This is a genomic window from Mycobacterium sp. IDR2000157661 (assembly GCF_022317005.1).
Classification (GTDB): domain Bacteria; phylum Actinomycetota; class Actinomycetes; order Mycobacteriales; family Mycobacteriaceae; genus Mycobacterium.
Genome location: NZ_CP081006.1, coordinates 1,114,925 through 1,133,951 on the forward strand (window position 1 = coordinate 1,114,925; position 19,027 = coordinate 1,133,951).

General features: G+C 69.5%; 19 protein-coding genes. 13 read left to right on the top strand and 6 right to left on the bottom strand.

Annotated elements, in window-relative coordinates:
- Genes K3G64_RS06360 through K3G64_RS06370 form a run of 3 tightly spaced genes read right to left on the bottom strand, consistent with a single transcriptional unit; the run spans nt 1 to nt 2,802 of the window.
- A complete protein-coding gene (locus tag K3G64_RS06360; RefSeq protein WP_238889769.1) occupies nt 1-816 on the bottom strand; it encodes an HAD-IIA family hydrolase in 816 nt (271 codons plus the stop codon).
- 25 nt (nt 817-841) lie between these two features.
- Complete coding sequence (locus tag K3G64_RS06365; RefSeq protein WP_238950460.1) at nt 842-2,251, bottom strand: PH domain-containing protein; 1,410 nt, start codon at nt 2,249-2,251, stop codon at nt 842-844.
- A 53-nt stretch (nt 2,252-2,304) separates the two neighbouring features.
- Nucleotides 2,305-2,802, bottom strand: coding sequence for a PH domain-containing protein (locus K3G64_RS06370; protein WP_238889770.1), 498 nt, complete (start codon nt 2,800-2,802; stop codon nt 2,305-2,307).
- Nucleotides 2,803-2,870: 68 nt separating this feature from the next.
- Here K3G64_RS06370 and K3G64_RS06375 point away from each other — a divergent pair, with 68 nt between their 5' ends.
- From K3G64_RS06375 to K3G64_RS06435, 13 genes are all read left to right on the top strand, one after another.
- On the top strand, nt 2,871-3,782 hold the full coding sequence (locus K3G64_RS06375) for an SDR family NAD(P)-dependent oxidoreductase (protein WP_238889771.1): 912 nt from the start codon (nt 2,871-2,873) through the stop codon (nt 3,780-3,782).
- Entirely contained in the window at nt 3,782-5,041 is a 1,260-nt protein-coding gene (gene moeA / locus K3G64_RS06380; protein WP_238889772.1) for a molybdopterin molybdotransferase MoeA, read from the top strand. The genes K3G64_RS06375 and moeA overlap by 1 nt, the downstream gene beginning before the upstream one ends.
- A 32-nt stretch (nt 5,042-5,073) precedes the next feature.
- Nucleotides 5,074-5,802 (top strand): phosphatidylserine decarboxylase, encoded by a 729-nt coding sequence (locus K3G64_RS06385; protein WP_238889774.1) that lies wholly within the window; start codon nt 5,074-5,076, stop codon nt 5,800-5,802.
- Nucleotides 5,799-6,656, top strand: a complete 858-nt coding sequence (gene pssA / locus K3G64_RS06390; protein ID WP_238889776.1) for a CDP-diacylglycerol--serine O-phosphatidyltransferase — start codon at nt 5,799-5,801, stop codon at nt 6,654-6,656. Before K3G64_RS06385 ends, pssA begins: the two co-directional genes overlap by 4 nt.
- A 5-nt stretch (nt 6,657-6,661) precedes the next feature.
- On the top strand, nt 6,662-8,869 hold the full coding sequence (locus K3G64_RS06395; protein ID WP_238950462.1) for an AAA family ATPase: 2,208 nt from the start codon (nt 6,662-6,664) through the stop codon (nt 8,867-8,869).
- Between the two features lie 80 nt (nt 8,870-8,949).
- Entirely contained in the window at nt 8,950-9,432 is a 483-nt protein-coding gene (locus K3G64_RS06400; protein WP_238889777.1) for a DUF1707 domain-containing protein, read from the top strand.
- Nucleotides 9,433-9,568: 136 nt separating this feature from the next.
- Nucleotides 9,569-12,442, top strand: a complete 2,874-nt coding sequence (locus K3G64_RS06405; RefSeq protein WP_238950464.1) for a Na+/H+ antiporter subunit A — start codon at nt 9,569-9,571, stop codon at nt 12,440-12,442.
- On the top strand, nt 12,439-12,909 hold the full coding sequence (locus K3G64_RS06410) for a Na(+)/H(+) antiporter subunit C (protein WP_238889779.1): 471 nt from the start codon (nt 12,439-12,441) through the stop codon (nt 12,907-12,909). The genes K3G64_RS06405 and K3G64_RS06410 overlap by 4 nt, the downstream gene beginning before the upstream one ends.
- Entirely contained in the window at nt 12,906-14,501 is a 1,596-nt protein-coding gene (locus tag K3G64_RS06415; protein WP_238889781.1) for a Na+/H+ antiporter subunit D, read from the top strand. The genes K3G64_RS06410 and K3G64_RS06415 overlap by 4 nt, the downstream gene beginning before the upstream one ends.
- Before the next feature lie 124 nt (nt 14,502-14,625).
- A complete protein-coding gene (locus K3G64_RS06420) occupies nt 14,626-15,162 on the top strand; it encodes a Na+/H+ antiporter subunit E (RefSeq protein ID WP_238889783.1) in 537 nt (178 codons plus the stop codon).
- Nucleotides 15,159-15,446, top strand: coding sequence for a monovalent cation/H+ antiporter complex subunit F (locus K3G64_RS06425; protein WP_238889785.1), 288 nt, complete (start codon nt 15,159-15,161; stop codon nt 15,444-15,446). Before K3G64_RS06420 ends, K3G64_RS06425 begins: the two co-directional genes overlap by 4 nt.
- Nucleotides 15,443-15,805, top strand: a complete 363-nt coding sequence (locus K3G64_RS06430; RefSeq protein ID WP_238889787.1) for a monovalent cation/H(+) antiporter subunit G — start codon at nt 15,443-15,445, stop codon at nt 15,803-15,805. Before K3G64_RS06425 ends, K3G64_RS06430 begins: the two co-directional genes overlap by 4 nt.
- Nucleotides 15,792-16,562 carry an SAM-dependent methyltransferase gene (locus K3G64_RS06435; RefSeq protein ID WP_238889789.1) on the top strand — a complete coding sequence of 257 codons (771 nt, stop codon included), beginning with the start codon at nt 15,792-15,794 and terminating at the stop codon, nt 16,560-16,562. Before K3G64_RS06430 ends, K3G64_RS06435 begins: the two co-directional genes overlap by 14 nt.
- Here K3G64_RS06435 and K3G64_RS06440 read toward each other — a convergent pair.
- From K3G64_RS06440 to sodC, 3 genes are read right to left on the bottom strand one after another with little or no spacing between them, the layout of a single operon-like run.
- Nucleotides 16,559-17,197, bottom strand: a complete 639-nt coding sequence (locus tag K3G64_RS06440; RefSeq protein ID WP_238889791.1) for an LON peptidase substrate-binding domain-containing protein — start codon at nt 17,195-17,197, stop codon at nt 16,559-16,561. The genes K3G64_RS06435 and K3G64_RS06440 overlap by 4 nt on opposite strands.
- Before the next feature lie 2 nt (nt 17,198-17,199).
- On the bottom strand, nt 17,200-18,333 hold the full coding sequence (locus tag K3G64_RS06445) for a glutamate--cysteine ligase (RefSeq protein ID WP_238889793.1): 1,134 nt from the start codon (nt 18,331-18,333) through the stop codon (nt 17,200-17,202).
- Entirely contained in the window at nt 18,314-19,027 is a 714-nt protein-coding gene (gene sodC, locus K3G64_RS06450) for a superoxide dismutase[Cu-Zn] (RefSeq protein WP_238889795.1), read from the bottom strand. The genes K3G64_RS06445 and sodC overlap by 20 nt, the downstream gene beginning before the upstream one ends.

Consider the following 19,027-nt stretch of genomic DNA (forward strand, 5'->3'; position numbering starts at 1 on the left):
CTACAGCCCGAGCAGCTCCGGCAGATCGGCCACCGACTCGATCACGTGATTGGGCTGCATCGCGAACTCGTCTGCGGCCCAACGGTCCAACGTGTCCTGCCGGAACTTGCCGGTCCGGACCAGCACGCCGGTCATGCCGACCACCTGGGCGGCCAACACGTCGTTGTTGAGATCGTCACCCACCATGTACATCTCGTCGGGCTCCACGCCGAGCCGGCCCGCCGCCGCGACGAACCCCTCGGGCGCGGGCTTGCCGACGGCCGTGGCCTTGCGCCCCGACGTCTCCTCCATGCCGATCAGGTACATGCCTGTGTCGATGCGCAACCCGTCGGTCGTCGTCCACGCGGTGCTGCGGTGCATCGCCACCACGGGCACACCCTGGGCCATCCAGTCGTACACCCAGGACAGGGTCAGGTGGCTGTACTCGCGGCCGGCGCCGCCCAGCAGCACCACGTCCGGGGTCTCGGGAGCCTGCGGCCCGGTGAACTCACTGGAGTACACGATGTCGATGCCGGGCATGTCCTCCGCGATCTGCCCGCTGTTGACCAGGAAACAGCGGGCGTCGGGATAGCGGTCGCGGACGTATTCGGCGGTCAGCACGGCCGCGGTGATGACTTCTTCGGGGTGCACCTGCATTCCGGCCCCGGTCAGCAGTTCGGAGATCTGCACCCGCGTGCGCGTCGTCGTGTTGGTGAGGTACGAGCACGCGATCTGGTTGTCGGCCAACGCCCGCACGGTGTCCGCGGCGCCCGCGATTGGCCGCCACGACGTCACCAGCACGCCATCGATGTCGAAGAGCACCCCGCCGACGGCCATGGCCTGACAGTAAACCGCAATCGGGTCAGCGCAAGTCGGACGCCCACCGGGTGTCGCCCACCCAGGGTGACGCGTCGGCCGCGATCGACCAGGCCAGCTCGGCCGGTACGTCGATCACCTGATAGCGCTTGACCCCTGCGGCCGTCGCCGCGATCAGCGTCGCGACCCCGGCCCGGCGCTGCATCAGCGTCTGGCGCACCGTCCATCCGATGATGCCGGTGCCCGCGATGCAGTCGCGCCTGCGCTGCAGGCTGCCGGTCCGGGTGACCAGCCACCCGTCCAGGACGCGGTGGCCGAGCGAGCGTGCGCGGTCGGCGGCCAGCAGCGCACAGCACAGCGTGACAACCACCCAGCCCGCCCACGCCCACGCCGGCACCGACCCGAGCGCCAACGGCACCACTGCGAGCACGGGAACGGCCAGCGCCCTGACCCAGCGTCGGCGGGTGGCGGCCGCGCCGTGCCCGCGCACCGGTCCGCTGACCGCGTCGGGCTGGTCGATGAGATCGCTCAGCACCGCCTCGGCCGTGGACTTGGGGCACGGCGGCAGCAACACCGAGGCCTCGCCCGCGCCTGCCACGCCGGTCATCACCGCATCCAGGCGGGCACCACCGAACAACCTAACCAGCAGCGGTTCTCGCAGCGTGCCGCCCCGCAACCGGCGCATGTCATAGGTGTGCTCGCGTACCCGGACCAGGCCGTGCCGCAGATGCAGTACGTCGAAATCGCGGCGCAGGTCCAAGTTCCCGTAGGTCAGCAGGGACTGCAGGACCGAAAGCAGCGCCGACGCCAGCACCAGCACGACAGCGGCCAGTGCCACGCTCGCGGCCACACCGATCCGCTCGACGGTATCCACACCGGACTCGGCCAGCGGCGAATCGCGCAGCGCCACACCGCCTCCCACCTGGTATAGCAGCCCGACCGCCGCGGCGATCATCGCCAGTCCGGTGAAGCTCAGCGCGCTGTAGCGCAGCCACGACGGCCGCCAGCGGGCCAGTACCCGGCCGGCGGTGGCAGGCTCGGTCTCGTCGACGGCCAGCGATCCGGCCAGCAGGACCGCCCGCAGATGCGGCACCTGATCGGCAGGCACGCCGTCGAGTGCGAACGCGGCATCGGCCCTGGCCTCCTGACCGGTGCTGACCCGCAGCACGGTCAGCCCGAGCAGCCGGTGCAGCAGCCGGGCATCGGTTGACACCGATCGAATCCTGTTGCGCGGCAGCGAGAGAACCTTGCGCTGCAACAACCCGGTGCGCATCTGGACGTCCGCAGGCCCGATCCGGTAACTGGTGGTGAACCAGCGTGCCAACCCGACCGCCACCGTCACCGCGAGCGCTGCCACCGCCACCAACGGGTTGCCGGTGGCCGCGCCCAGCACCAGCGTGCCGACGATGACCGGGATCTGCCGCAGCACCTCGTGCACCGGTTGCACCAGCAGCATCCGCGCGCTGAGCCGGCTCCAGCCGTCGGCTTGCGCCGGTGGTACCACGGCGGTCACGTCGCGTCCTCACCCCCGATGGCCGCGTTGTCGGTCAGGTGGGCGACGATCCGGTCGGCGACGTCGGCGTCGAGCGCCGAGATCCGCACCGCGCCCGCCGACGACGCCGTCGTCACGGTGACCGTGGCCAGCCCGAACAACCGATCCAGCGGTCCGCGTTCGGTGTCGACGGTCTGCACCCGCGAGATCGGCGCGATGCGGCGCTCCTGGGTCAACCAGCCCTCGCGGGTGTAGACGGCTTTCGGGTCGATGTCCCACCGGTGCACCCGGTAGCGCCACCAGGGCACCACGAAGACGAACAACGCGATGCCCAACACGGTGGCCAGCGCCGCCAGTCCGTTCACCCACGGCATCCGGCGGTCCACGACGAACCACACCAGTTGACCCACCGCCAGCGCCAACCATGGAATGGCCGCGCTGATCGCCCACACCAGCGGCGCTTTGCGGCTCGGACTGTTGGCGGGCTCCGCGAGTGTGGTCACCGCACTGGTCATCGAACCTCCCGATCGCCGTCCAGCGTAGGTAACCGCGGCGGCGTCGTCCGCTGAGTATGTTGATCAGCATGGGCAGCAAATGGACCGCGGCCGACATCCCGGACCAGTCCGGCCGGACCGCCATCGTCACCGGAGCGAACAGCGGCCTCGGCTACGACACCGCGGCCGCCCTTGCCGAGAAGGGCGCACACGTCGTGCTGGCGGTGCGCAACCCCGACAAGGGCGATGAAGCCGTCGACCGCATCAAGAAGACGACGCCGAACGCCGTCGTCACGCTGCAACGGCTGGACCTGTCGTCGCTGGCGAGCGTCCGGGCGGCCGCCGACGAGCTGCGGGCCGCGCACCCGCGCATCGACCTGCTGATCAACAACGCGGGCGTGATGTACGTGCCGAAGCGCGAGACCACCGCAGACGGCTTCGAGATGCAGTTCGGCACCAACCACCTCGGCCACTTCGCGCTGACCGGCCTGCTGCTCGACCACCTGCTGTCGATCGAGGGCTCGCGCATCGTCACCGTCAGCAGCGTCGGCCATCGCCTCCTCGCCCGCATCCGCTTCGAGGACCCGCACTTCGAGGACGGTTACCAGCGGGTGCGGGCCTACGGCCAGTCGAAGCTGGCCAACCTGCTGTTCACCTACGAACTGCAGCGGCGCCTCGAGCTCAAGGGCGCATCGACCGTCGCCCTCGCCGCGCACCCGGGCTTCTCCGACACCGAACTGATGCGGTACCTGCCGGGCTTCATCCCCGACATCGTCTGGAAGGTGGCCACCCAGCCCGCCTCGATGGGCGCGCTGCCGACGTTGCGTGCCGCCACCGATCCCGGTGCGCAGGGCGGCCAGTACTACGGACCCGACGGCCTCGGGGAGGTCAAGGGCCATCCGAAAGTCGTTGCCTCGAGCGCACAGTCGCGCGACGAGGACATCGCGCGTCGCCTGTGGACCATGTCCGAGGAGCTGACCGGCGTCACCTTCCCCGTCTGATGCGAACTGTCGAGGAGCACCAGCGGGTCGTCGCCGCGCTGCTGCACCGCCGGGCACCGGTCAGCGTGCCGATCGCCGACGCCCTGGGCCTCGTGTTGGCCGACGACGTCGTCGCACCGCTGTCGCTGCCGGGCTTCGACAACTCGGCCATGGACGGCTATGCCGTGCTCGCCGACGATGTCGAAGCCGCGACGCCCGAGCGCCCGGTGCTGCTGCCGGTCGCCGAGGACATCCCGGCGGGCCGCACCGATCTGCTGACCCTGGAACCCGGCACCGCGCACCGCATCATGACGGGCGCGATGCTGCCGTCGGGCGCGACGGCGGTGGTGCCGGTGGAGGCGACGAACGCGGCCACCGACACCGTCGAGATCCGCGCAGGCGCCAGGCCCGGTCAGCACATCCGCCGCGCCGGTGAAGACGTCGCGGCGGGTAACACGGTGCTTCGGGCGGGTCAGGTCCTCACCCCGGCGGCGCTGGGCCTGGCGGCCGCGCTGGGTCTGGGCGAACTGCCGGTGATCCCCCGCCAGCGGGTGCTTGTGATGTCCACCGGTACCGAACTCGTGGCGCCCGGCACGCCCCTGCAACCCGGACAGATCTACGAGTCCAACGCGGTCATGCTGGTGGCGGCGATGCGCGATGCCGGAGCCGACGTGATGACCTCGGTGATGACCGGCGATGACGTCGCCTCGTTCCGCGACGCGCTGGCCCGCCATGTCGGCTCGGACCAAGCCAGGGCGGACCTGATCGTGACGACGGGCGGCGTCAGCGCGGGCGCCTACGAGGTGGTCAAGGACGCCCTCGGAGCCGGGCCGTCGGCGACATCCGGCATCGGCGGGTCGGTGGACTTCGTCAAGGTGGCGATGCAACCGGGCATGCCGCAGGGAGCGGGAACCGTGGCCGGAGCGGGCGGGCCCGGGACATCGGGCAGAAGCACGCCGATCATCACGCTGCCCGGCAACCCGGTCAGCGCGCTGGTCTCGTTCGAGGTGTTCATCCGCGCTCCGCTGCGCGCCGCGATGGGCCTGCCGAACCCGGAGCGTCCCCGGCGCAGCGCGGTGCTCACCGAGGACCTCACCTCGCCGCGGGGCAAGCGGCAGTTCCGCCGCGGTGTGCTCGACGGCGACACCGTCACCAGCTACGGCCCGCCCGCCTCGCACCATCTGCGCTGGTTGGCATCGGCGAATTGTCTGTTGGAGATCGCCGAGGACGTCGACGCCCTGCCTGCCGGCTCGCGGGTCGACGTCTGGGACCTGACATAGCGGCCACCCCGGGTCCGTAGAATCGCCACACGATGGCCAGACGCCCCGACCTCAGATCCGGCCCCGCGCGGCTCGTGGCGCTGGCCCGGACCACCATCCCCCCGATGCACCCCGCCGGCCTGCCGTTCGTCGGCGCCAGCGTCGCCGTCGCGGCGCTGGGGTACAAGAGCAGCTGGTTGCGCCGCGCCGGCCTGACGTCGGCGGCCGTCAACGCGGCGTTCTTCCGGCATCCGCCCCGGGTGTCACCCACCCGGCCGGGCCTCGTCGTCGCCCCCGCCGACGGGTTGATCTGCCTCATCGAGGAGGTCGCGCCGCCTGCCGAACTCGGCCTCGGCGCCACCGCGCGCCCGCGCATCAGCATCTTCCTGTCGGTGTTCGACGCGCACGTGCAGCGCGCGCCGATCGGCGGCGAGGTGATCTCGGTCGTGCACCGGCCCGGAAAATTCGGTTCGGCCGAACTCGAAGCGGCCAGCGAGGACAACGAACGCAACAGCGTGCTGATCCGCTCCGGTGACGGTGTCGAGGTGATCGCCGTGCAGATCGCCGGCCTGGTCGCCCGCCGCATCGTGTGCGAGGCCCGGGTGGGCGACAAGCTGGAGATGGGGCAGACGTACGGCCTGATCCGGTACGGCTCGCGGCTTGACACATACCTGCCTGCGGGCTCGAACATCATGGTGAGCACGGGTCAGCGGGCGCTCGCGGGCGAGACGGTGTTGGCCGAGCTCGGGTCCGATGTCGCCGGCAGAGCGGCTCCGGCATGATCAAACCGCGCATCAAGAGTTCTGTCGTCAGCCTGAAGATCCTGCCCAGCGCGATGACGGTCGCGGCGATCTGTCTGGGGCTGTCGGCGGTGAAGATGGCGCTGGACAACCGGCCCACCGAGGCGATGGCGTTCCTGGCGATCGCCGCGATCCTCGACGCCCTCGACGGCCGCATCGCGCGCGTGCTGAACGCCACCTCACGGATGGGCGAGGAGATCGACTCGCTGGCCGACGCGGTGAACTTCGGCGTCGCACCGGCTTTCATCGTCTACGGCACCCTGCTGTCACAGTCGCGCGTGGGCTGGATCGTGGTGCTGTTGTACGCGGTGTGCATCGTGCTTCGCCTGGCCCGGTTCAACGCGATGCTCGACATGGACCGGCCCGCCTACGAGAAGGAGTACTTCGTCGGCATGCCCGCGCCCGCGGGCGCGATCGGCGCCATCGGACCGCTGGCGGCCAAGATGCAGTTCGGCGAGGGGTGGTGGACCTCGGAGATCGCCGTCGTCGTCTGGATGGTCGGCGTTTCGCTGCTGGTGGTCAGCACCATCCCGATGCGCAAGATCCACACCTTCTCGGTCTCGCAGAACATGGTGGCGCCGCTACTGGCATTACTGGCGATCGGCGTCGCCGCGGCGATCCTCTACGGCTATGTCGTGATCCTGCTCATCATTGCGGCCTACGTCATCCACATCCCGTTCGCGATCCGCACCCGCCGGTTCCTGGCAGCACATCCGGAGGTGTGGAACGACAAGCCACGCCAACAACGTGCGGTGCGGCGGGCGATCCGCCGGGCGCAACCGCACCGCCGCTCGATGGCTCGGCTCGGATTGCGCAGACCGGGATCGGATAGGTGACCGAACTGCAGGCCGACCGGCCGGCACCGCGCCCCCAGCTGACCCTGACCGCCCGTCTGAACACCTCCGCGCTGGACTCGCGCCGCGGCGTGGTCCGCCTGCATCCCGAAGCGATCGCCGCGCTCGGCATCCGGGAGTGGGATGCGGTGTCGTTGACGGGTTCACGCACCACCGCCGCGGTGGTCGGCCATGCGCCCGCGGGCACCCCTGCGGGAACGGCACTGCTCGACGACGTGACCCTGTCGAACGCAGGCCTGCGCGAAGACACCACCGTGCTCGTCGCACCCGTCACGGTGTACGGAGCACGATCGGTGAGCCTGTCGGGTTCCAAGCTGGCGACCCAGTCGATCTCGCCTGCGACGCTGCGCCAAGCGCTGCTGGGCAAGGTGATGACGGTGGGTGACACCGTGTCGCTGCTGCCCCGGGAGTTGGGGCCCGACATCCCGGCGTCGCGGGCCGCCGCGGCACTGGCCTCCTCGGTGGGCATCACGTGGACATCGGAGCTGCTGACCGTGACCGGCACCGATCCGACGGGACCGGTGAGCGTGCAACCCAATTCGTCTGTGTCATGGGGTAGCGGTGTCGCGGCGAGCCCGAGCACCGGGACGGGCCATGCCGTCGTCACCGCGCCGGACAAGCCGCGGGCGGCGGCACTCAGCGTCGACGACCTCAAGGGCGCCCAGGCCGAGGCGCAGCGGCTCGCCGAGTGGCTCAAGCTCGCGCTCGATCAGCCGGAGCTGCTCGAAACACTCGGTGCCACAGCCAATCTCGGCGTGCTGGTGTCCGGACCCCCCGGGGTGGGCAAGGCCGCGCTGGTGCGCGCGGTGTGCGCCGACCGGCGCCTGGTCGAGCTCGACGGTCCGGAGGTCGGCTCGCTGCGGGCCGAGGACCGGCTCGGCAGCGTGGCGTCGGCGGTGGCCACCGTCCGGGACGGCGGCGGGGTACTGCTGATCACCGACATCGACGCGCTCCTGCCGGGAGGCCAGGACAGGCCGCCGGAGCCGGTGGCCACACTCATCCTCACCGAACTGCGCAACGCCGTCACCACCGGTGGTGTCGCATTCGTCGCGACGTCGCAGCAGCCCGACAACGTCGACCCGCGACTGCGCGCCCCCGACCTGTGCGATCGCGAGCTCGGCCTGAGCCTGCCCGACGGCGCGATCCGCGAGCAGCTCTTGGAGGTGCTACTGCGCGAGGTTCCGGCCAAGGAACTCGACTTGGACGAGATCGCCCAGCGCACACCGGGATTCGTCGTCGCCGACCTGGCGGCCCTGGTGCGGGAGGCCGCGCTGCGGGCTGCTGCCCGGGCCAGCGCCGACGGTCAACCACCCGCGTTGACCCAGGAGGATCTGCTCGGGGCGACGACCGTCATCCGCCCGCTGTCGCGATCGGCCACCGAGGAGGTGTCGGTCGGCTCGGTCACCCTCGACGATGTCGGCGACATGGCGGCCACCAAGCAGGCGCTCACCGAGGCCGTGCTGTGGCCGCTGCAGCATCCGGACACCTTCGCCCGCCTCGGGGTGGCGCCGCCGCGCGGCGTGCTGCTGTTCGGGCCTCCCGGCTGCGGCAAGACGTTCGTGGTGCGGGCGCTGGCCAGCTCGGGCCGGTTGTCCGTGCACGCGGTCAAGGGCGCTGAGCTGCTGGACAAATGGGTCGGTTCGAGCGAGCGAGCGGTGCGGGAGTTGTTCAGACGGGCCCGCGACTCGGCGCCGTCGCTGGTGTTCCTCGACGAGATCGACGCGCTGGCGCCGCGGCGTGGTCAGAGCTTCGACTCGGGTGTCACCGATCGGGTCGTGGCGGCACTGCTGACCGAACTCGACGGCATCGACCCACTGCGCGATGTGGTGGTTCTCGGCGCGACGAACAGGCCCGACCTGATCGACCCCGCGCTGCTGCGACCCGGCCGGCTGGAGAAGCTGGTGTTCGTCGAACCGCCCGACGCGCAGGCCCGCCGCGACATCCTGCGCACCGCAGGCAAGTCGATCCCCCTCGCAGACGACGTGGACCTCGACGCGCTGGCCGGCGATCTCGAGGGCTACAGCGCCGCGGACTGCGTGGCGTTGCTGCGCGAGGCTGCGCTGACCGCGATGCGGCGCTCGATCGAGGCCGCCGACGTGACGGCGGCCGACCTCGCGACCGCGCGCGAGAACGTGCGGCCGTCGCTGGACCCGGTGCAGGTGGAGTCGCTGCGGAACTTCTCCGACGCACGCTGATCCATTAATCTTGACAGTGACTAGTTCGCGAGGCATAGTCGGCATCAGAACTTGTCACTGCCAAGATTCGGGAGGTTCCCATGCCCGCGACCACACCCGCCGTCCGCGCAGGCGATGCCGATCGGGAGGACACCGCCACGCTGCTGGGCCAAGCGCTCGCCGGGGGTTACCTCGGCATGGCCGACTACGAGACGCGGCTGCAGACCGCTTTCACCGCGCCGACCCGAGTCGACCTGGACGGCCTCACCGCCGACCTGCCCGTCGACCAGCTGCGGCGCACCGACCCGCGACGCCGCGAGGCCCGGGCACGCGCCGCCCGCCGCGGCGTGCAGGTCCACCTGGCCGCGTACCTGACGATGGTCGTCGTCGTGCTGACCGTCTGGTTGGCCGTCGGACTCACCGCCGGCGCGTGGTATTTCTGGCCGGTCTGGCCGATCCTCGGTGCAGGCATCGGCGTGCTCGCCCACGCGCTGCCGGTGCGCTACACGTCGCGACCGCTACCGCATCACTGCGGCGGCCGTCGTCAGATCGCAGCCATGGTGCAGAAAGCGGCGCTTCGGTAACGCGCCGCGATCAGGGCCGGGAGTCGATCACCGCCGCCTCAGTAGACTGGCCCCCACCCCGTCATCCCTAGGCTGACACCCACACATGCTCTTCGCCTGACGGCTCATCGCCGACCCGCTCGACGATCGGAGTGCCCTGCTCGCCATCCTGCTCGCGCACGCGGCGGCTGCCGCCTTGGCGCCACTGTTCGTTTACCGGTGGGGCCGAATGGCGTTCTACCCCTTGTCCTTGGTGCCGCTGGGCTCGCTCGTCTGGGTAGTGCTGAACTGGCCGAGCGCCGGCCGCTCGACCACGGCGAGCGTGCAGTGGGTGCCCGAGCTGTCGATGGACATCACGCTGCGCTTCGACACGCTCGCCGCGGTGATGAGCGTTCTGGTGCTCGGTATCGGCGCGCTCGTGCTGTTGTACTGCGCGGACTACTTCCACCACCATGACGGCCGCACAGAGAATCGGCTGCCCAGCTTCGCCGCCGAGCTCGTCGCGTTCTCCGGGGCGATGTTCGGGTTGGTCACCGCCGACAACATGCTGGTCCTCTACGTGTTCTGGGAAGTCACCACCGTCTTGTCGTTCCTGCTCGTCGGCCACTACGCCGAGCGTGTGACGAGTCGCCGGTCGGCCACCCAGGCACTGCTGGTGACGACGTTCGGCGGGCTGGCGATGCTGGTCGGCATCATCGTGCTGGCCAACGACGCAGGCACCTACCGGTTGTCCGAGCTCGTCGCGTCGCCGCCGACGGACATCGCCGCGTCGGTCGGCGTTGTCCTGGTTCTGGTGGGCGCGTTGTCGAAGTCGGCGATCGTGCCGATGCACTTCTGGCTGCCCGGCGCCATGGCCGCCCCCACCCCCGTCAGCGCCTATCTGCACGCAGCGGCGATGGTGAAAGCGGGCGTCTACCTGATCGCGCGCATGAGCCCCGGCTTCGCCGACGTCGCGCCGTGGCGCCCGACAGTCGTCGTCCTCGGGGTGCTGACCATGCTGCTCGCCGGCTGGCGCGCTGTCCGCGAGTACGACCTGAAGTTGATCCTGGCCTTCGGCACCGTCAGCTACCTCGGGCTGATCACGCTGATGGTCGGCACAGGTGGTCAGGACATGATGCTGGCGGGGCTGGCGATGCTGTGTGCGCACGCCATGTTCAAGGCGGCGCTGTTCATGGTGGTCGGGATCATCGACCACGTCACCGGCACGCGCGACATCCGGCGGCTGGCCTGGCTCGGCGACCGGGCGAAGCCGCTTCTGGTCATCGCGGTCGGTGCGACGGCCAGCATGGCGGCGCTGCCGCCGTTCCTCGGCTTCGTCGCCAAGGAGGCCGACTACGAGACAGTCCTGTACAGCCCGACATTGGGCGGCGCCGCACCGTACGTGCTCGCCGGAATCGCGATCGGGTCGGTCTTCACCACGATCTACAGCCTTCGCTTCCTGTTCGGCGCGTTCGGCCGCAAGGGTCGCGCAGAACCGAGCACCCGGGTAGCCGAGATGCATCGTCCGACAACAGCATTCCTCATTGCGCCGGCAATACTCTCCGCGTCGGGTTTGGTGTTCGGGCTGTGGCCCAAAGGTCTTGGCGACGTGCTCGAGCAGTACTCGGACACGGTGCGCGCCGGCGGGCAGGACTACCACCTCGCCTTGTGGCACGGGCTCGGGGTGCCGTTGCTGGTATCGGCTCTGGTGCTGGCCGCCGGTGTCGCCGCTTACGTCTACCGCCAACGGCTGCGCCGGATTCGCACCGTGCGCGAACCACTGGGCAACGCCGACCGGGTGTACGACGCCTTCCTGCGCCGGCTCGACCTGTGGTCGGTCGAGCTCACCGCGGTCACGCAGCGGGGTTCGATTCCGGCGACCCAGTCGGTGATCCTGGCGACGCTGGTGCTCGTGCCGGTCATCGTGCTCGCGCTTGGCGCACGCGACCGTCCGGATTTCGGGCTCTGGAGTTCACCACTGCAAGTCATCATCGGCGTCATCATCCTGGCTGCCGCGATCGGCGCGATGGTGATGCGCAACCGCTTGGCGGCCGTTCTGCTTGTCAGCGTGACGGGCTACGGCGTCGGCGCGATCTTCGCGCTGCACGGCGCGCCGGACCTCGCGCTCACCCAGTTCCTGGTCGAGACCCTGACCCTGGTCGTCTTCGTGCTGGTGCTACGCACGCTGCCCGCCGAAGCCGACCGCGCCCAGATCCGCCGCCACCGGTGGCCTAGGGCGGTTCTCGCGATCGCCGTCGGCGCGACCGTCACCACGCTGGCCGTCTACGCCGTTGCCGCGCGCACCGCAACACCGATCGCCGACCTGATCCCCAACGCCGCCTACTTCGGCGGCCACGGTGCCAACGCAGTCAACGTGCTACTGGTCGACATCCGCGCCTGGGACACGATGGGCGAGATCATGGTGCTGGTGGTCGCGGCCACCGGAGTGGCGTCAATGGTGTTCCGGCACCGGCGATTCGGCGCGGCACCGCGCATATCCGACGTCGGTCAGCCAGACATCGGGGTGCCCTCGAATCCGGCGGCCAGCGAGGTCACCTGGCTGCGCGGCAGCGGAATGCGTGACCCAAGGCACCGGTCGCTCCTTCTCGAGGTCGCCACGCGGATCATCTTTCCCCTCATCATGGTGCTGTCGGCCTACTTCTTCTTCGCCGGACACAACAATCCCGGCGGCGGTTTCGCCGGCGGGTTGACCGCAGGGCTGGCGCTGGTGCTGCGATACCTGGCCGGTGGGCGGTACGAGCTCGGCGAGACCCTGCCGCTGGACGCAGGCAAGATCCTGGGGGCTGGGCTGTGCCTGTCGGTGGGCACCGCGCTGGTCTCGTTGTTCTTCGGAGCGCCCGTGCTGTCGTCGGCACTGATCGAGTTCGACGTGCCCGTCCTCGGCACGGTCAAGTTCGTCACCTCGCTGATCTTCGACCTGGGTGTCTACCTCATCGTCGTAGGCCTCGTGCTCGACGTGCTGCGCAGTCTCGGCGCCCGCGTCGACGAGGAGATCGCCCAGTCGACCAAGCAGCAGGTGGACGCCGGATGACCACCAACATCGTTCCACTCGTCCTGATCGGGGGACTCATCAGCGCCGGGGTATACCTGCTGCTCGAGCGCACGCTGACCCGGATGCTGCTCGGTCTGCTCCTGATCAGCAACGCGGTGAACCTGCTGCTGCTCGTCGCCGGTGGCCCGTCAGGCAATCCGCCCATCATGGGCCGCGCCACCGAGGACCGGTCGTTCACGGCAGATCCGCTGGTTCAGGCGCTGATACTGACCGCGATCGTGATCACCATGGGAGTGGCGGCGTTCGTGCTCGCCTTGGCCTACCGGACGTACCGGTTGACCACCGAGGAGGAGGTGGGCGACGACCCGGAGGACGCCAAGGTCTCGGAGATGGCCGCCAAGGACATGTCGGCATACGAGGAGGAACAGCTGCGTCCGGACACCTCGCGCGACACCGAGCTGCCCGACGAGCTCGACGCGCTGCCCGGATACGAGGGGTCGAAGTGACGCTGGGCGCGGTGCTCACGCCGCTCCCCGTTCTGCTTCCCGCCCTCGGCGCGGCCGCGACGTTGATCGCCGGCCGGCGACCGCGGCTGCAACGCCTGATCGGGCTGGTGGTGCTGTTCACCGTCCTGGTGGTGTGCGGCGCGTTGGTCTACCTCGCCGACCGCGACGGCACGCTGGTCGTCTACGTCGGCGGATGGGGCCAGGCGGTGCCCGGCCTGGGGCCGCTCGGCATCACCCTGGTGGTGGATCGCCTGTCGGCGCTGATGCTGCTGGTGTCGTCGATCGTGCTGTTGGCGGTCGTGTTCTATGCGATCGGTCAGGGCATCAGGGACGGCGACGAGCGCCAACCCGTGTCGATCTTCATGCCCACCTACCTGGTGCTGTCTGCCGGCGTCTGCATGGCCTTTCTCGCCGGCGACCTGTTCAACCTCTTCGTCGGCTTCGAGGTCTTGTTGGCCGCGAGCTTCGTGCTGCTGACGATCGGGGCCAGCAGGGACCGGGTGCGGGCCGGCATCGCCTACGTCATGGTGTCGATGGTGTCGTCGCTGGTGTTCTTGTTGGGCATCGCTCTGGTCTACGCCGCCACCGGGACCCTGAACATGGCGGAGGTGGCGGTGCGCCTAGACGATGTGAGCGATGGCACCCGCACCGCGTTGTTCGCCGTGCTGCTGGTGGCGTTCGGCATCAAGGCGGCGGTGTTTCCCCTTTCGGCGTGGCTGCCCGACTCCTACCCGACCGCACCGGCGCCGGTGACCGCCGTGTTCGCCGGACTGCTCACCAAAGTCGGCGTCTACGCCATCATCCGCGCGCATGCCCTGCTGTTCCCCGGCGGCGGGCTGAACACGCTGCTGCTGGTCGCCGCGTTGCTGACCATGCTGGTCGGCATTCTCGGCGCGATCGCGCAGAGCGACATCAAGCGGTTGCTGTCGTTCACTCTGGTGAGCCACATCGGCTACATGGTCTTCGGCATCGCGTTGGCCAGCGAGCTCGGCATGTCCGGAGCGATCTTCTATGTGGTGCACCACATTCTGGTGCAGACGACGTTGTTCCTGGTGGTCGGCCTGATCGAGCGGCAGGCCGGCGCGTCGACGATGCAGCGGCTGGGCGGGCTGGCGGCGGCCAGTCCGTTGCTGGCCTTCGTCTGGGTGGTGCCTGCGCTCAATCTCGGTGGGATTCCGCCTTTCTCGGGGTTCATCGGCAAGGTCGCCCTGTTGGAGGCCGGCGCCCAGGACGGCTCGGCGCTGGCCTGGGTACTGGTCGGTGGTGCCGTGCTGACCAGCTTGTTGACGCTGTACGTGGTGGCCAGGGTGTGGACCCATGCGTTCTGGCGTCCGCGCGCGGACGCTCCCGAGGGCCACCTGTCGGCTGCGGTGCCTGCTTCTCTGATCGACGAACCACACGACATCAAGTTCGTCGACCGGGACCACGTCGGCCGGATGCCGATCGGAATGCTGGCTCCGACGGCGGCACTGGTCGCTGTGGCGTTCGCGCTGACCGTATTGGCCGGGCCGATCTTCTCGTACAGCGAGCGCGCGGCGGCTCAGGTGCTGGACCGGAGCCAGTACATCACCGCAGTGGTGGGAACGCGATGAGCGCTTGCGCGAAGAGCCGAGGGCCGCGATGAGCGCTTGCGCGAAGAGCCGAGGGCCGCGATGAGCGCTTGCGCGAAGAGCCGAGGGCCGCGATGAGCGCTTGCGCGAAGAGCCGAGGGCCGCGATGAGACGAATCGCGTTGCGGGTGTTTGTGATCAGCTGGCTGGTGATGGTGTGGATACTGCTGTGGGGCACCGTTTCGGCGGCGAACATCCTATCCGGCCTGGCGATCGCGGCGGTGATAACTCTGCTGCTGCCGTTGCCCGTCGTGCCGGTGGAGGGCAGGCTGCATCCTGTTTCGCTGCTTCGCCTGGTGCTCACCGTCGCCTCGTACCTGATCGTGTCGTCGGTTCAGGTCGCCGCCCTGGCGGTGAAACCGGGCCCGCCGCCGTTGTCGGCCGTTCTACGCGCACATCTGGCCGTCAAGTCGGACCTGGTGCTGGCGCTGGCGGCCAGCATCTTCAACCTCATTCCCGGCACCATCGTGCTGGAGATAGATCCAGTCCGCCGTACGCTGTACATGCACGTCCTCGACATCGCTTCCCAGCGGGCGGTGAACCGGTTCTACAGCCAGGTCGAAGAGATCGAGCGGTTGCTCGTCGCCACCTTCGAGCGCAACAGCGAGTGGCGGCCGGTGACCGAGGAGGCGAATCGCGCATGACAGTCGTGTGGGTGATCGCGGGGGTCATGCTCATCACCGCGTCGGTGTTGACGTTGTTCCGGTTGCTGGCCGGCCCGAGCACGCTGGACCGTCTGGTGGCCCTCGACGCCCTTGTGGCCGTGACGATGTGCGGGATCGGCGCATGGGCGGCATTCAGCCGCGACACGACGGTGACCTACGGCCTGGCCGCGCTGGCTCTGACCACGTTCCTCGGCTCGGTCAGCGTCGCGCGTTTCCGGGTGCCCGACGTCGACAAGCCGCGGGTGCACGGGGAGCATCGATGAACGCGCTCGACGTGGTGACGGCCGTACTGGTGCTCAGCGGTTCGGCTCTTGCGCTCACCGCCGCCGTCGGCGTGGTGCGTTTCCCCGACACGCTGTCGCGGATGCATGCGGCCTCCAAGCCGCAGGTGCTCGGCCTACTGCTGGTACTCGCGGGCGCCGCCGTAAGACTGCGCGGCCACATCGACGTCGGCATGCTGGTCCTCACCGGGATGTTCACCCTCATCACGGCGCCGGTGGTGGCCAACCGCGTCGGTCAGCTCGCCTACCGCGAGCACAACGTCCGCGACGAGTTGCTGACGGCCGACGAGATGGACCAGTATGCCGCAGAACCGGAAAGCGGTGGCGATGGCAAGGGCTGACGACGCCGGTCGCGACATCACCGAGGGCGACGGTGTGACGGCCCTTACCGTCGCGTGGTCGCGCGTTCAGGAGCAGGACAGCGACTGCCCGCTCTTCACCGACCCCTACGCGAAGCTGTTCGTCGACGCCGCCGCCGAGCGTGGCTGGCGGGTGCCAGTCGCTGAGACGGCGGCGCGGCTCAGAGCCGCCTGCGGGTACGCGGCGTCGCGCACCAAGTGGTTCGACGAGTTCTTCATCGCCGCCGGCGCCAACGGCATTGACCAGGCGGTGATCCTCGCGGCGGGGCTCGATGCGCGGGCATGGCGGCTGCCGTGGGTCGGTGGCAGCGCGGTGTACGAGATCGACCAGCCTACGGTCTTGGCGTTCAAGGCCGAGACACTGCGCCGGCACGCCGCGACGCCGGGTGCACACTACGTGGCGGTGCCGATCGCGCTGCACGACAACTGGCCGGAGGCTCTGCGACGCAGCGGTTTCGACCCCGACGAGCCGACCGCATGGGCCGCCGAGGACCTGCTGCCGACCCTGTCCGCGGAAGACCAGAGCGTGTTGTTCGAGCGGATCGGGGATCTCAGCGCGCCGGGAAGTCGCATCGCTGTGGAAGCCTCCGAGGTGACCGACTGGTTTCTGCGGCGCGGGTGGGAAGTCACCGCGATCGCGGCCGCTGACCTGATGGACCGCTACGGGCGTTGTGCGGCAGGCGAGGCCGACGACACCACGCCACGCACACTCTTCGCCGAGGGGCGGCTGCTGACCTAATCGCCCGAGGGCAGCTGGAACTCGACCATGGCGGTGACCGTTTCGACGGCGTCGCGCAGCGCCGCCAACCTCTCGGCCGGGGTCGGGGCCGCGAGCACCGCGTAGCGGTCCGCCTGGCCCATGGGCAAGCGGGATGTCAATGCGTACAGCCACATTCCGACATCACCTGACGCGTCGGCGCCGGCGACGATATCGCGGGCGTTCACCTCCGCGCCACGCGAAGCGGCGATCCGCTCGAACAGTGCGACCATCCGGTCCTCGACCTCGCGAATGGCGTCGATGTCGACCGACTCGCCGGGCTGATCCGGCCACGGCTCGATCGCGGCCCGTGGGTACGGGTTGTCGGGTTGCCACTCGAGCACCCGGATCCGCTCGCCCATCGTGCACCGTAGCCGGTAGCGCCCGTCGCCGAAGTCGGCGCACTCGGCGATGCGGGCCAGCGCACCGACGTCGCTGCGGGTGTCACCGCCGCCGACCTCGCGACCCGCGGCGATCAGCACGACGCCGAATGACGGGTCGTCCATCGCCAGACAGTCCGAAACCATGGCGCTGTAGCGCGGTTCGAAGATCCGCAGCGGCAGCTCCTCGCCGGGCAGCATCGCCACCTGCAGCGGGAACATCGGGATGGCGGCCACGGCTAGATTTCCAGTTCTGCGACCAGCGCGTCGACCACCGCACGCAGGTCGCCGTCGTGCTCCTCGGCGACGCGGCGCTGCCGCTGGTACGACGCGCCGGTGCGATAGATGTCGGCGACGCCGGCGAGTTCGTCGGCACAGTGCAGTGACCGCGCAACCGGTTCCAGGCGGTTCAACAGCTCGTCGAGGTCCTCGGTCACCAACCGCTCGTTGCTGTCGGCGTCGAGGATGATGACCGCGTCGAGGCCGTAACGCGCTGCGCGCCACTTGTTCTCCTGCACATGCCACGGCGGCATGGTCGGCAGCCGCTCACCGGCCTCGAGGCGGCGGTCGAGGTCGACGATCAGGCAGTGCGTGAGCGCGACGAGCGCGCTGAGCTCACGCAGGTTGGAGACGCCGTCGAAGATCCGCACCTCGACCGTGCCGATGTGCGGGGACGGCCGGATGTCCCACCGGATCTCGTTCATGTGGTCGATGATTCCGGTCTTCTTCTGATCGTGGACGAAGCGTTCCCACTCGGTCCACGTCTGGAAGTGGAACGGCAGCCCCGCCGTCGGCAACTGCTGGAACATCATCGCCCGGTTCGACGCGTAGCCGGTGTCCTCGCCGTCCCAGAACGGCGAGGACGCCGACAGCGCCAGCAGGTGCGGATAGTGGTTGAGCAGGGAGGTGTTGATAGCCATCACCTTGTGCGCCGAGGAGATTCCGACGTGTACGTGCACGCCCCAGATCAGCATCTGCCTGCCCCACCACTGGGTACGTTTGATCAGCTCGGCGTACCGGGGCGCATCGGTCAGGCTGCCGGGCGACCACTTCGCGAACGGGTGCGTGCCCGCACAGAACAACTCCATACCGCGACCGCGAACGATCTGACGCGCCGTGGCCAGCGTCGCACGCAGGTCGTCCATCGCCTCCGGGACGGAATCGCAGATGCCGGTGACGATCTCGACGGTGTTGCGCAGCAGTTCCTTGTGTACGTGCGGGTTGTTCTCGCCGAGCTCCTCGATGACGGCCGCGGCCTCGTTGCTCAGGCCGCGGGTCTGCGCGTCGACGAGGGCGAACTCCCATTCGACGCCGACCGTCGGTCGGGGCGAGCCGACGAAGTCGATGCGGCTGCTAGCCGGTACGGATAACACCGCATGCCACCCGAGCGCCGGCGTCGCCGGTCGCCAGAGTGGTCTGATCCGGCGGCGGATCGCCGTTGACCTGCTGGTAGCGATCCGGCGGGATGTTGGCGAAGTTGTCGGCCTTCTCGTGGATGATGATCGACGTGCCTTCGCCGCTGGTCAGTTCCTCGGCGGTGAACGCGCCGGTCGTGGTCACCAACATCGCCGAGCCGTCGTCGCGCACCTGCAAGGAGGTCAGGTCACCGCTGGCGGGGTGGCCGCTCTGGCCCGGCGCCTGAAAGTGACCACCGGCCGAGTTGAAATTCCCCGGCGCGCCCCCGGCTGGCGCGACGGAATTGGGCTCGCACTTACCGACCTGATGGATGTGCAGCCCATGGAAGCCAGGCGTGAGCTCACCCGGGGTTGTGGTTCGCACGGTGACCGTCGCGTAGTCACCGGTGAATTCGATGGTGGCGGTTGCGACCGGGGTGCCGTCGGCCATCCGCAGGTCGGCGCTCAGCGTCTCGCCGGTGGTTTGGTTCTGAGCCTGGCCCTCGGCCTCGGGCTCGCCGCCCTCACCGGGCGGGGCGGCCGGCGGCGGCGAACCGGTCCAGATCGCCGGCGTGGTACCGGGCGTGCTGCTGGGCGTCTCGGGTGCGTAGCAGGCGCTCAACGCGAGGGCGGGCAAGGCGAACACGGCACCGGAAGCGACGATCTTGCGCAT